Source organism: Azospirillum doebereinerae, from assembly GCF_003989665.1.
In the GTDB taxonomy this organism is placed as follows: domain Bacteria; phylum Pseudomonadota; class Alphaproteobacteria; order Azospirillales; family Azospirillaceae; genus Azospirillum; species Azospirillum doebereinerae.
In genome coordinates, this window is sequence record NZ_RZIJ01000020.1 from 91,553 (window position 1) to 105,016 (window position 13,464).

General features: G+C 67.3%; 8 protein-coding genes. 5 read left to right on the forward strand and 3 right to left on the reverse strand.

Annotated features, from left to right (window positions below; translation table 11 throughout):
* Positions 1 to 41: 41 nt before the first annotated feature.
* A complete protein-coding gene (locus EJ913_RS22350) occupies positions 42 to 371 on the reverse strand; it encodes a hypothetical protein (RefSeq protein ID WP_127002026.1) in 330 nt (109 codons plus the stop codon).
* A 63-nt stretch (positions 372 to 434) separates the two neighbouring features.
* Here EJ913_RS22350 and EJ913_RS22355 point away from each other — a divergent pair, with 63 nt between their 5' ends.
* The 3 genes from EJ913_RS22355 (at position 435) to EJ913_RS22365 (ending at position 3,179) form a co-directional block, all read left to right on the forward strand.
* The gene (locus EJ913_RS22355) at positions 435 to 1,439 is read left to right on the forward strand and encodes an RluA family pseudouridine synthase (protein ID WP_244939454.1); all 1,005 of its coding nucleotides are present in this window, start codon (positions 435 to 437) and stop codon (positions 1,437 to 1,439) included.
* 161 nt (positions 1,440 to 1,600) lie between these two features.
* Positions 1,601 to 2,485 (forward strand): RNA polymerase sigma factor RpoH, encoded by an 885-nt coding sequence (gene rpoH / locus EJ913_RS22360; RefSeq protein ID WP_127002030.1) that lies wholly within the window; start codon positions 1,601 to 1,603, stop codon positions 2,483 to 2,485.
* A gap of 31 nt (positions 2,486 to 2,516) precedes the next feature.
* A complete protein-coding gene (locus EJ913_RS22365; protein WP_127002032.1) occupies positions 2,517 to 3,179 on the forward strand; it encodes a dienelactone hydrolase family protein in 663 nt (220 codons plus the stop codon).
* Here the strand turns inward: EJ913_RS22365 and EJ913_RS22370 are convergent.
* Both EJ913_RS22370 and msrP read right to left on the reverse strand, forming a co-directional pair.
* A complete protein-coding gene (locus EJ913_RS22370) occupies positions 3,091 to 3,807 on the reverse strand; it encodes a protein-methionine-sulfoxide reductase heme-binding subunit MsrQ (protein ID WP_127002034.1) in 717 nt (238 codons plus the stop codon). The genes EJ913_RS22365 and EJ913_RS22370 overlap by 89 nt on opposite strands.
* 2 nt (positions 3,808 to 3,809) lie before the next feature.
* Positions 3,810 to 4,757, reverse strand: coding sequence for a protein-methionine-sulfoxide reductase catalytic subunit MsrP (gene msrP, locus EJ913_RS22375; protein WP_127002036.1), 948 nt, complete (start codon positions 4,755 to 4,757; stop codon positions 3,810 to 3,812).
* A 431-nt stretch (positions 4,758 to 5,188) separates the two neighbouring features.
* Here msrP and EJ913_RS22380 point away from each other — a divergent pair, with 431 nt between their 5' ends.
* Together EJ913_RS22380 and EJ913_RS22385 are read left to right on the forward strand one after the other, a co-directional pair.
* Positions 5,189 to 11,017 carry a hybrid sensor histidine kinase/response regulator gene (locus EJ913_RS22380; protein ID WP_244939455.1) on the forward strand — a complete coding sequence of 1,943 codons (5,829 nt, stop codon included), beginning with the start codon at positions 5,189 to 5,191 and terminating at the stop codon, positions 11,015 to 11,017.
* Between the two features lie 80 nt (positions 11,018 to 11,097).
* Positions 11,098 to 13,296, forward strand: coding sequence for a PAS domain-containing hybrid sensor histidine kinase/response regulator (locus EJ913_RS22385; RefSeq protein WP_244939456.1), 2,199 nt, complete (start codon positions 11,098 to 11,100; stop codon positions 13,294 to 13,296).
* Positions 13,297 to 13,464 lie beyond the last annotated feature (168 nt).

Sequence of the window (13,464 nt, forward strand, 5' to 3'; positions counted from 1 at the left end):
GAGGGGATGAGGGAAGGGAGGGGCGGTAGGATGGAGTCCGATCAGGGCGCCGGCTTGCCGGCCGTGACGGTGGCGGTGATGGCGCCGTTGCGCGGGTCCATCACGTAGAGCCGATCAAGGCCCTGCGGCAGGGTCACCTTGAACAGGACGCGGTTGTTCACCACCACGATCTCGCCGATGCGCGACCCGGCGGGCACGTCCAGCGTGACGTCGGCGGGCTCCTTGCCCGGCGCCGCGCGTTCGGATTCAGCGGCCTGCTGGGCGGCGCGGTTGGGGTCGTTCATGCGCTTGTACAGCTCCACCCCCAAAAAGGTGAAACCGGCGACGATGAGAACGCCCATGATGACGACGAGTGCCTTGAGGATCTGCACGGTTTGGGGTCCACTCCCGGACAAATGAGAACTGACGAACATACGATGAAAGACGGCCGAACGATGCCCGAGTCCACCGAACGCGTCCACCGCGCTCCGCTCGTCCACACGGTGCCCGAGGCGGCGGCCGGCGAGCGGCTGGACAAGGCGCTGGCCGCCGGGCTGCCGGACCTGTCGCGCTCGCGCGTGCAAGCCCTGCTGGAGCAGGGCTGCGTCGCCGAGGGCGGGCGGACGATAACGGACCCGTCCCTGCGGGTCAAACCCGGCCAAACTTTCGACGTTTTCGTGCCCGAAGCTGAAGCGGCGCTGCCCGAAGCCCAGGACATCCCCCTGGACGTGGTGTTCGAAGACGAGGACGTGCTGGTGATCGACAAGCCCGCCGGTCTGGTGGTCCATCCCGCCGCCGGCAATCAAGACGGAACGTTGGTGAACGCGCTGCTCGCCCATTGCGGCGACAGCCTGTCGGGCATCGGCGGGGTCCGGCGGCCCGGGATCGTCCATCGGCTGGACAAGGACACCAGCGGCCTGATGGTGGTCGCCAAGAACGACCGCGCCCATCACGGCCTGACCGAGCAGTTCAGCGACCGCACGCTCAGCCGCACCTACCACGCGCTGGTCTGGGGCCTGCCGACCCCCAAGCAGGGGCGGATCGAGGGCGCCATCGGCCGCAGCGCCGTCGACCGCAAGAAGATGGCCGTGGTCGACCACGGCGGGAAACACGCCGCCACCCGCTACCGCGTGCTGAAGGCCTTCGGCCCGGCGGCGGCGCTGGTCGAATGCGTGCTGGAGACCGGGCGGACCCACCAGATCCGCGTCCACATGGCCCACATCGGGCACCCGCTGGTCGGCGACCCGCTCTATGGACGGGGGCGGGCGTCGCGGGTGGGGGGCAAGCACGCCTCGACGCTGCCGGAACCGGCGCGCGGGCGGATGGTCGAGTTTCCCCGCCAAGCCCTGCACGCGACCGCCCTGACCTTCCGGCACCCAGGCACGGGGGAGACGATGACCTTCCACGCGCCCACGCCGGCCGATCTACATGAACTGATTGTCATCTTAGAATCGGTCTGAATTAATGCGGGGCCTCGGCACTCCTGGTTTAGACTCGAGGGCGATGGCGGGTTCCGACGCCTGCTCCCATGAGGGGCCGGGGACCCGCGCAGAAGAACGGTCCGCCCATTCCCGCGCCAGCAACGCGGGTGGGAACGGGCCGTCGGAAAGGGGTTGAAACCATGGCGACAGTGTCCAGCGTTCCGGCGATCGGGTCCGAGAGCAATCTCTCCCGCTATCTCCAGGAAATCCGCAAATTTCCGATGCTGGAGCCGGAAAAGGAATACATGCTGGCCAAGAGTTGGCAGCAGCACGAGGATTCCGGCGCCGCCCACCAGCTCGTCACCAGCCACCTGCGGCTCGTCGCCAAGATCGCGATGGGCTACCGGGGCTACGGCCTGCCCTTGTCCGAGCTGATCTCCGAGGGCAACGTCGGCATGATGCAGGCGGTCAAGCGCTTCGACCCGGACCGCGGCTTCCGTCTGGCCACCTACGCCATGTGGTGGATCCGCGCGGCCATTCAAGAATACATCCTGCACAGCTGGTCGCTGGTGAAGATGGGCACCACCGCCGCGCAGAAGAAGCTGTTCTTCAACCTGCGCCGCCTGAAGGGCCAGATGCAGGCGATCGAGGAGGGCGACATGTCGCCCGAGCAGGTCAACGCCATCGCCACCAAGCTGTCGGTGCCCGAGCAGGACGTGGTCAACATGAACCGGCGCCTCGCCAGCCCCGACCATTCGCTGAACGCGCCGCTGCGCGTCGACGGCGAGGGCGAGTGGCAGGACTGGCTGGTGGACGAATCGGCCAACCAGGAGATCACGCTGGGCGACCAGCAGGAGCTGGGCAAGCGGCGCAAGCTGCTGGGTGGCGCCATGGAGACCCTGAACGAGCGCGAGCGCGACATCCTAGTGGAGCGCCGCCTGCGCGAGGTGCCGATGACGCTGGAGGATCTGTCGCAGAAATACGGCATCAGCCGCGAGCGCGTCCGCCAGATCGAGGTCCGCGCCTTCGAGAAGCTGCAGAAGGCGATCAAGAACGCGGCGGTGGAGCAGAATCTGGCGCTGTGACGCCGGCGAAGAACGGAAACGGAGACGGAGCATGAGCGAGAGCGGTTGGGTGGAACTGCGGGCCGGGGACGGCCATGGCCTGCGCGCCTACAAGGCGGTCGCCAAGGGCGGGGAGGTCGGGCGGCTGGTCGTGGCGCCGGAAATCTTCGGCATCAACCGCCACATCCGCAGCGTCTGCGACGGCTTCGCAGCCGACGGCTTCACGGTGATCGCCCCCGACCTGTTCGATCGGGCGGAGCGCGCGGTGGAGCTGCCCTACGACGAGACGGGCGTCCAGCGCGGCATCGCCATCAAGGGACGGATTTCCGACGAGCAGGCGCTGGCCGACATCGCGGCGGCGCTGGAGCATCTCGGCGGGGACGCGGCGATGGTCGGCTATTGCTGGGGCGGCAGCCTCGCCTGGATGGCGGCGTCACGGCTGCCGTTGCGCGCGGCCGTCGGCTATTACGGCGGCGCCATCGCCCAGCACCTCGACGAGGCGCCGCGCGCGCCGACCCTTCTGCATTTCGGGGAGCAGGACCACGCCATTCCGCTGACGGTCGCCGAGGGCGTGCGGGCGCGGAACCCGGCGGTTCCGGTCCACGTCTACCCCGCCGGGCACGGCTTCAACTGCGACGAGCGGGGGAGCTACCATCCGCAAAGCGCGGCGCTGGCGCGGCTTCGGACCCTGGGGCTGCTGCGGGCCGTGTTCTAGGCTCTTTCCGGGCGTTGGGCAGACGGAGCGGCCAGCGGCGGAAGGCGAGCAGCCCGACGCAGAGCGCGGCGTAGACCAGCGGGGTCGTCTGCCACCCCTTCACCAGCATGATGAAGTGCAGGCAGCCGGCCAGCCCGGCGACGAACACCCCCTTGTGCAGCGCGCGCCAGCGTTTGCCGCCCAGCCGCTTGACCATCCCGTTGGTGGAGGTCAGCGCCAGCGCCGTCAGGATCAGGATGGCGCCCATGCCGACGGTGATGTAAGGCCGCTTGACGATGTCCTTCCAGATCGCCGGCCAGTCGAAATACTGGTCGAGGCCGATGTAGGTGGACAGGTGGACCGCTGCGTAGAAGAAGGCGAACAGCCCGATCATCCGGCGTAACCGGGCCAACGCCGCCACCCCGGTCAGCATGCGCAGCGGCGTCACAGCCAGCGCGACCAGCAGGAATCGCAGGGCCCACAGCCCGCTCTGCTTGACGCTCTCCAGCACCGGCTCGGCCCCCAGCTCGCCGCTGTAGGCGAGCCAGAGGGTCCAGAACAGCGGAACCAGCGCGACGGCGAAGACGACCGGCTTGGCCGCGCGCGCGGTCAGGACGGCGTTGGCGATCTGGCGGAGATCGGTTGCCATTTTTAGAAATTCGCCCGCAGGTCCATGCCGGTGTAGAGCGATGCGACCTCCTCGCCGTAGCCGTTAAAGGGCAGGGTCTTGCGGCGCGAGAAATCGCCGACCCGGCGTTCCGTCGCCTGGCTCCAGCGTGGGTGGTCGACCTCGGGGTTGACGTTGGAGTAGAAGCCGTACTCGCGCGGCTGCGAGCTGTTCCAGGCGGTCGGCGGCTGGTCCTTGACCAGGGTGATCTTGACCACCGACTTGATCGATTTGAAGCCGTATTTCCACGGCACCACCAGCCGGATCGGGGCGCCGTTCTGGTTGGGCATGGTCTCGCCGTACATGCCGACGGCCATCAGGGTAAGCGGGTTCATCGCCTCGTCCAGCCGCAACCCCTCCACATAGGGCCAGTTCAGCACCCAGGACTTCTGACCGTACATGCGCTCCGGATCCAGCAGGGTCTGGAAGGCGACGTATTTGGCGTTGCCGGTGGGCTCGACCCGCTTCAGCAGCTCGGCCAGCGGGAAGCCGATCCAGGGGATCACCATGGACCAGCCCTCGACGCAGCGCAGGCGGTAGACGCGCTCCTCCATCGGGAATTTCAGCAGGTCGTCGATGCCGATGGTGATCGGCTTGGCGACCTCGCCGCCGATGGCGATCTCCCACGGGCGGGTGCGCAGCGCCTTGGCGCCGTCGGCCGGGTCGCTCTTGCCGGTGCCGAACTCGTAGTAGTTGTTGTAGGTGGTCGCCGACTTCATCGGCGTGACCGCGTCCAGCTTGGCGTCGGCGGGCTTGACCGTGGTGGCCGCCTCGAAGGCCGCCGCCTGGGCCAGACCTAGCCAGCCGGTCAGGCTGCCGGCCGTGAAGGCCGCCGCGCCGCCGGCCAGAAGGGTGCGGCGGGAAAGGACCAGCTCCCGTGGCGTCACCTCGTCTTCGCGGGCCAGCGAGGCGGCGGGGAATTTGAACAGCATCGACCCTCTCCCAATCCAAACATCCGTCGTCACACCCATAACCATAGGGCGGGGGGTGCCCGGCGGCAAATCACGGGGCCTACACGTTTGCGTGAGCGGGTCGGCCGCCGTGAATCGATGGCGGCCGTGATTGTCACGGCCTTCCCACAAAAAGCAGAAATCCGCTCTCTACAAAAGTCATATGCAAACACCCTATGACTGACGTCAGGGTGCGTACCAAAGGCTAAATTGACCGGAATCGCCTTTACTTCATCGTGTGGGGCTGTAGGACTGCGGGCTAACTCGTTCGGCCGGGACACAACTCGCGCAGCGTCCATGCCGTATTTATAAAAATCGTAATAAGTGCGCGCGTTGCTTGGCGGGGGCCGGCGGCGGGTGTGTGAAACAAAGGGGCGACGGTCGGGCAGGCCGCGCAGGAGATGGGGAACGGCATGACGGCGACGATGGCGACCACCGAGGCACTGGATCCGAAGGCTCTGCTTCTGGTCTTGCGGCAGTTCCGCAAGGGCGACTTCTCGGTCCGGCTGCCGATGGACCTGACCGGCATCGACGGCGAGATCGCCGCCGCCTTCAACGACGTCGTCGAACTGAACGAGAACCTGACCAAGGAGGTCAGCCGACTCAGCGTCGCCATCGGCAAGGAAGGCAAGATCAGCCAGCGCGCCAAGCTGTCCAGCGCGTCGGGCGGCTGGGTCACCTGCGTCGACAGCATCAACACGCTCGTTGGCGACATGATCCAGCCGACCACCGAGATCGCGCGGGTCATCGGCGCCGTCGCCAAGGGCGACCTGTCCAAGACCATGGCGCTGGAGATCGAGGGCCGGCCCCTCCAGGGCGAGTTCCTGCGCACCGCGCGGAACGTCAACACCATGGTGGAGCAGCTGGTCTCCGTCACCTCGGAGCTGACGCGCGTGGCGCGCGAGGTCGGCATCGAGGGCAAGCTGGGCGGTCAGGCCCATGTGAAGGGCGTCGGCGGCACCTGGAAGGATCTGACCGACAACGTGAACATGATGGCGGCGAACCTGACCGGTCAGGTGCGCAACATCGCCGAGGTGACGACGGCGGTCGCGAAGGGCGACCTGTCCAAGAAGATCACGGTGGACGTGAAGGGCGAGATCCTGGAGCTGAAATCCACGATCAACACAATGGTGGACCAGCTGAACAGCTTCGCCTCGGAAGTGACGCGCGTGGCGCGCGAGGTGGGTTCGGAAGGCAAGCTGGGCGGCCAGGCCCGCGTGGAGGGCGTCGGCGGCACCTGGAAGGATCTGACCGACAACGTGAACATGATGGCGGCGAACCTGACCGGTCAGGTCCGCAACATCGCCGATGTGACGACGGCGGTCGCGAAGGGCGATCTGTCGAAGAAGATTACGGTGGACGTGAAGGGCGAGATCCTGGAGCTGAAATCCACGATCAACACGATGGTGGACCAGCTGAACAGCTTCGCCTCGGAGGTGACGCGCGTGGCGCGCGAGGTGGGTTCGGAAGGCAAGCTGGGCGGTCAGGCGCGCGTGGAGGGCGTCGGCGGCACCTGGAAGGATTTGACCGACAGCGTGAACATGATGGCGGCGAACCTGACCGGTCAGGTCCGCAACATCGCCGACGTGACGACCGCCGTCGCCAACGGCGATTTGTCCAAGAAGATCACGGTGGACGTGAAGGGCGAAATCCTGGAGCTGAAATCCACGATCAACACGATGGTGGACCAGCTGAACAGCTTCGCCTCGGAAGTGACGCGCGTGGCGCGCGAGGTGGGTTCGGAGGGCAAGCTGGGCGGTCAGGCCCGCGTGGAGGGCGTCGGCGGCACTTGGAAGGATCTGACCGACAGCGTGAACCTGATGGCGGCCAACCTGACCGGTCAGGTCCGCAACATCGCCGACGTGACGACCGCCGTCGCCAACGGCGACTTGTCCAAGAAGATCACCGTCCCCGTGAAGGGCGAGATTCTGGAGCTGAAGAACACCATCAACACGATGGTGGACCAGCTCAACAGCTTCGCCTCGGAGGTGACGCGCGTGGCGCGCGAAGTGGGTTCGGAAGGCAAGCTGGGCGGTCAGGCGCAGGTCAAGGGCGTCGGCGGCACCTGGAAGGATCTGACGGACAGCGTGAACGCGATGGCGACCAACCTGACCGGTCAGGTGCGCAACATCGCCGAGGTGACGACGGCGGTCGCCAATGGCGATCTGTCGAAGAAGATCACGGTGGACGTGAAGGGCGAGATCCTCGAACTCAAATCCACGATCAACACGATGGTGGACCAGCTGAACAGCTTCGCCTCGGAAGTGACGCGCGTGGCACGCGAGGTGGGCTCGGAGGGTAAGCTGGGCGGTCAGGCGCAGGTGAAGGGCGTCGGCGGCACGTGGAAGGATCTGACCGACAACGTGAACGCGATGGCGACCAACCTGACTGGTCAGGTGCGCAACATCGCCGAGGTGACGACGGCGGTCGCCAACGGCGATCTGTCCAAGAAGATCACGGTGGACGTGAAGGGCGAGATCCTCGAACTCAAATCCACGATCAACACCATGGTGGACCAGCTCAACAGTTTCGCCTCGGAAGTCGCCCGCGTGGCGCGCGAGGTGGGCATCGAGGGCAAGCTGGGCGGTCAGGCGCAGGTCAAGGGCGTGGCCGGCACCTGGAAGGATCTGACCGACAACGTGAACATGATGGCGGCCAACCTGACCGGTCAGGTGCGAAACATCGCAGAAGTCACGACGGCGGTCGCGAAGGGCGATTTGTCCAAGAAGATCACGGTGGACGTGCGTGGTGAAATCCTGGAGCTGAAGAACACCATCAACACGATGGTGGACCAGCTGAACAGCTTCGCCTCGGAGGTGACGCGCGTGGCGCGCGAGGTGGGCTCCGAGGGCAAGCTGGGCGGTCAGGCGAAGGTGGAGGGTGTCGGCGGCACCTGGAAGGATCTGACCGACAACGTGAACATGATGGCGGCGAACCTGACCAACCAGGTGCGCGGCATCGCCAGCGTCGTGACGGCGGTCGCCGACGGTGACCTCAAGCGCAAGCTGGCGGTGGACGCCAAGGGCGAGATCGCCGCGCTGGCCAACACCATCAACGGCATGATCGAGACGCTGGCGACCTTCGCCGATCAGGTGACCAACGTGGCCCGCGAGGTCGGCATCGAGGGCAAGCTGGGCGGTCAGGCCCGCGTGCCCGGCGCCGCCGGCCTGTGGAAGGATCTGACGGAGAACGTCAACCAGCTCGCCGCCAACCTGACCACCCAGGTCCGCGCCATCGCCGAGGTGGCGACCGCCGTGACCAAGGGCGACCTGACCCGTTCCATCACCGTCGAGGCGATGGGCGAGGTGGCCGCCCTGAAGGACAACATCAACGAGATGATCCGCAATCTTCGCGACACCACGCTGAAGAACGCGGAGCAGGATTGGCTGAAGACCAACCTCGCGAAGTTCACCCGTATGCTCCAGGGCGAGCGCGATCTGGTCACCGTCTCTAACATGATCCTGTCGGAGATCGCCCCGCTGGTGAACGCGCAGCACGGTGTCTTCTACGTCGCCTCGCGCGACAAGGACGAGGCGCTGCTGGAGATGGTCGCCAGCTACGCGCTGAAGGAGCGCAAGAACCTGTCCAACCGCTTCGGGTTGAAGGAGGGGCTGGTCGGGCAGTGCGCCTACGAGAAGAAGCGCATTCTGCTGACCAACGTGCCGCGCGACTACGTGTCGATCAGCTCGGGCCTTGGCGAGGCGCCGCCGCTCAACATCATCGTGCTGCCCGTGCTGTTCGAGGACGAGGTCAAGGCGGTGATCGAACTGGCCTCCTTCGGCCGGTTCAGCGAGACCCACCAGTCCTTCCTGGAGCAGCTGACCGAGAGCATCGGCATCGTGCTCAACACCATCGCCGCCAACATGCGCACCGAAGGGCTGCTCAAGCAGTCGCAGCGCCTGACGACCGAGCTGCAAAGCCAGCAGGAGGAGCTGAAGACCACCAACGAGCGGCTGGAACAACAGGCCGCCTCGCTGCGCAAGTCCGAGGAGCTGCTCAAGGCCCAGCAGGAGAAGCTGAAGACCACCAACGAGGCGCTGGAGGAAAAGGCCGGCGAGCTGGAGCAGCAGAACGTCGAGGTCGAGCGCAAGAACCGCGAGGTCGTGCTGGCCAAGGCGGCGCTGGAGGAGAAGGCCGAACAGCTCTCCCTGACCTCCAAGTACAAGTCGCAGTTCCTCGCCAACATGAGCCACGAGCTGCGCACCCCGCTGAACAGCCTGCTGATCCTGTCGAAGCTGCTGGCCGACAACCCCGACACCAACCTGTCGGACCGTCAGGTGGAGTTCGCCCACACCATCCACGCCGCCGGCACCGACCTTCTGGGCCTGATCAACGACATCCTCGACCTGTCGAAGATCGAATCCGGCACCGTCACGCTGGAGATCGGCGAGGTCGTGCTGGGCGACCTGCGCGGCCATGTCGAGCGCACCTTCTCCCAGGTCGCGCAGGAAAAATCGCTGTCCTTCGCCATCGAGATGGACGAGCGGCTGCCCGTCGCGATCCAGACCGACGAGAAGCGGCTGGAACAGGTGCTCAACAACCTGCTGTCCAACGCCTTCAAGTTCACCGAGACCGGCGGCATCACCTTCCGGGTCGCCGCCGTGACGGAGGGGTGGAGCGCCGGCCATCCGGTGCTGAACGCGGCCTCCTCCGTGCTGGCCTTCACCGTGCTGGACACCGGCATCGGCATCCCCGACGACAAGCAGCGCATCATCTTCGAGGCGTTCCAGCAGGCCGACGGCACCACCAGCCGCAAATACGGCGGCACCGGCCTCGGGCTGTCGATCAGCCGTGAGATCGCCCGGCTGCTGGGCGGCGAGATCCGCGTCACCAGCATCGTCGGCAAGGGCAGCGCCTTCACCCTCTACGTGCCGCTGACCTTCGACCTCGCCAGCGACACGGCGGGCCAACCCACCGGGCCGCTCAAGCGCACCGATCTCGCCACCCGGCCCATCGTGGCGGCCGGGTCGGAGGAGGGGCTGGCGCTGCTGCTGCCCACCCCGGCCTCCGACGACCGCGAGCGCATCCGCCCCGGCGATCCGGTGGTGATGATCGTCGAGGACGACGCGAAGTTCGCCTCCATCCTGATCGATCTGGCGCGCGAGAAGGGCTTCCGCACCGTGGTGTCGTCGGGCGGCGGCTCGGCCCTGCCGTTCGCCCGCAAATACCGGCCGGACGCCATCCTGCTCGACATCGGGCTGCCGGACATGGACGGCTGGGCGGTGCTCGACCTGCTCAAGCGCGATCCCCAGACCCGCCACATCCCGGTCCACGTCATCTCCGCCAAGGACGAGCGGCGGCGCGGCCTGTCGATGGGCGCCTTCGACTATTCGGAAAAGCCGGTGGAGCGCGAGGCCATCTTCAACGCGCTGGCCCGCGTCCAGAACTTCAAGGAGGCGCCGCACCGCAAGCTTCTGATCGTCGAGAAGGAGGCCCAGCAGCCCGGCGGCATCGCCGCCCTGATCGGCAACGGCGACGTGGAATCGCGCACCGTCACCTCGGTGGAGGCCGCGATGGCGGCGCTGAACGTCGACCGCTTCGACTGCATGGTGCTGGATCTGTCGACCCCGCAGCCCGCCGATTTCGAACTGGTCGAATGGCTGCGCACCCGCGAGGCGCTGGCCTGGATGCCGGTGGTGGTCTACGCCTCCACCGACATCGCGCCGGAGGACGAGGCGCGGCTGCGCCGTCTGGCGGAAACCGTCGTGCTGAAGAGCACCCGGTCGCCCGCCGGGCTGATCGACGAGACCGCGCTGTTCCTGCACCGCGCCGTCGACCGCCTGCCGGACGAGAAGCGCCGCACCATCCTCGATCTGCGCCAGCACGACCCGGCGCTGGCTGGCAAGCGGGTGCTGGTGATCGACGACGACATCCGCAACATCTTCTCGCTCGCCAGCGTCATGGAGGCCCACGCCATCCAGGTGCTGCACGCCGAGAGCGGGCGCGAGGGCATCGAGATCCTGAAACGGAACCCCGACATCGACGTCGCGCTGGTCGATATCATGATGCCGGAGATGGACGGCTACCAGACCATGCGGGAAATCCGCGGCATCGACGCGTTGCGCCACCTGCCGATGATCGCCGTTACCGCCAAGGCGATGAAGGGCGACCGCGAGAAATGCATCGAGGCCGGCGCCACCGACTACATCGCCAAGCCGGTGGACATCGACCACCTGCTGTCGCTGCTGCGGATCTGGACCGCGAAGGGCACACGGACGGTGCTGCGGGGGCTCCCGGCATGACGCGGAGAAAGCTGCACGTTGCGCGGGTTCCGGCCACGCGGGGCGGCGCGTGGGGCGGTTCGCGGCGCGGGAAGGGAGGGGTGTCGCCCTTCACCTTTCCCCGCCAGGGTCTGGCGTCCCTGGAGCCGGCGCCGCCCGTCGTCGCGCGCGGCGCGAGCGCCGGGGGGGAGGGCCGGGTGATGACGGACGCCCCGCAGCCGGACGCCCGCAAGACCGACGTCGCCATCCTGATCGTGGACGACGATTCCCGGAACCTGTTCGCCGTGCGCGAGACGCTGGAGGACCTGGGCGCCCAGCTCGTGCTCGCCAAATCGGGCGAGGAGGCGCTGAAGCACCTGCTGCGCCAGGACTTCGCGCTGATCCTGCTGGATGTCCACATGCCCGGCATGGACGGCTACGAGACGGCCGAGATGATCCGCAAGCGCGAGAAGTCGCGCCACATCCCGATCATCTTCCTGACCGCCATCAACAAGGACGAGGTCCACATCTTTCGCGGCTACGCGACGGGCGCCGTGGACTACATGTTCAAGCCGGTCGATCCGCACGTCCTGAAGTCCAAGGTCTCGGTCTTCGTCGACCTCTACCGCAAGACCGAGGAGATCCGCCGCGAATCCGAGGCCCGGCAACGCCTGCTCGACGAGAACGAGCGGGTCCGCCGCGAGAAGCTGCACGCCGAGCAGGCGCTCCGCCGGTCGGAGGAGCGGCAGGCCCTGGTGCTGCGCCAGCTTCCCATCGTGCTCTACACCGCCGACCTGACGCCGGGTCTGCCCTTCCGCTACGTCTCCGACAATGTGGAGGCGGTGCTGGGCCATCCGGCCGGTTGCTTCATCGGAAACTCCGCCTTCTGGGAGGAACGGCTGCACCCCGACGACCGGTCGCGCGTGCTGGCGCAACTGGCGGGAATCCGGGACGCCGGGCTGTCCACTCTGGAATACCGCTGGATCTGCCCGGACGGGACGGAACGCCATCTGCTCGACCAGACCGTGGTGGTGCGCGACGAGACCGGGGCGCCGTGCGAGCTGTCCGGCACCATCCTCGACGTGACCGAGACGCGGCAGGCCCAGCAGCAGCTCGCCCATTCCCAGAAGATGGAGATGGTCGGCCAATTGACCGGCGGCATCGCTCACGACTTCAACAACATGCTGATGGTGGTGATCGGCAGCCTGGAGCGGCTGGCCCCGGCGCTGGCCGACGACGCCAAGACCGCGCGCCGCGCCGAGATGGCGTTGCAGGCGGCGCTGCGCTGCTCCGACATGACGCGCCGGCTGCTGACCTTCGCGCGGCGCCAGCAGCTCCACCCCGAGCCGGTCGATCTCGACGCGCTGGCCGGCGGCATGGCCGAGTTGATGGAGCGCACGCTGGGCCGCGACATCGAGATCGTCATCGAGGCCCCGGCCGAGCCGCTGTGGACCGCCACGGTGGACCGCTCCCAGGCGGAATCGGCGTTGCTCAACCTCGTCATCAACGCGCGCGACGCCATGCCGGACGGCGGGCATCTGCGCATCCACACCGCCAACACCCGCTTTTCCGAGGCCACCACCGCCCATGGCATGAGCATCCCCGCCGGGGATTACGTCCTGCTGGCGGTGTCGGACAGCGGTTGCGGCATGCCCCCGGAGGTGCTGGAGCGCGCCTTCGAACCCTTCTTCACGACCAAGGAGACCGGCAAGGGCACCGGCCTCGGCCTCAGCATGATCCATGGTTTCGTGAAGCAGTCGGGCGGGCTGATCGGCATCGACAGCACGCCCGGCGCCGGCACCACCTTCCGCCTTTACCTGCCGCGCGCGGTCGAGACCGGGCGGGCGGTCGGCGATTCCGACGCCGACGCGCCGGAGCAGGCCGCCGGCCGGGGCGAGACCGTGCTGGTGGTGGACGACGATTCCGACGTGCGCGCGGTGGCGGTGCAGGCGGTGACGGCCTTCGGCTACCGCGTGCTGGAGGCCGACGGCGGCGCCTCGGCGCTGGCCGTTCTGGACGGCGGGGCGGTCGACCTGCTGTTCACCGACATCGTGATGCCCGGCGGCATGAACGGCCGCGAGCTGGCGCGCGAGGGCTTGCGCCGCCACCCCGGCCTGCGCGTGCTGTTCGCGTCCGGCTACGCCAACGGGTCCACCGTCGAGCCGGACGCCGATCTCGGCACCGCCGAGACGCTGGCAAAGCCCTACCGCGACGCCGACCTCGCCCGCGCCCTGCGCCGGGTCCTCGACCTGTCCGTCATCCCCCCACCGGAGGACGGTGGCGAGAACGCCCGTCCTTCCCGTTCCGGAGAACCCGACTGAACGCGCATGGACGCTGATTCAAAGCCCCTCTCCCCGCGTGGAGAGAAGGGCCACGTCAGCGCCCATGGTTGAACGCGGGAGTAATGGAAAGAGTGTGGAAATGACGGGCCGCCAGGTTTTTTCGAGGGATGGGGACGCGCCCCACCAGGGTGCCGGCAAGCAAACAGT

Bases quoted from the DNA above. Each gene is read 5' to 3' on its own strand.
- EJ913_RS22355 (WP_244939454.1), top strand. From the start codon at position 435: ATGCCCGAGTCCACCGAACGCGTCCACCGCGCTCCGCTCGTCCACACG.
- rpoH (WP_127002030.1), top strand. From the start codon at position 1,601: ATGGCGACAGTGTCCAGCGTTCCGGCGATCGGGTCCGAGAGCAATCTC.
- EJ913_RS22365 (WP_127002032.1), top strand. From the start codon at position 2,517: ATGAGCGAGAGCGGTTGGGTGGAACTGCGGGCCGGGGACGGCCATGGC.
- EJ913_RS22370 (WP_127002034.1), bottom strand. From the start codon at position 3,807: ATGGCAACCGATCTCCGCCAGATCGCCAACGCCGTCCTGACCGCGCGC.
- msrP (WP_127002036.1), bottom strand. From the start codon at position 4,757: ATGCTGTTCAAATTCCCCGCCGCCTCGCTGGCCCGCGAAGACGAGGTG.
- EJ913_RS22380 (WP_244939455.1), top strand. From the start codon at position 5,189: ATGACGGCGACGATGGCGACCACCGAGGCACTGGATCCGAAGGCTCTG.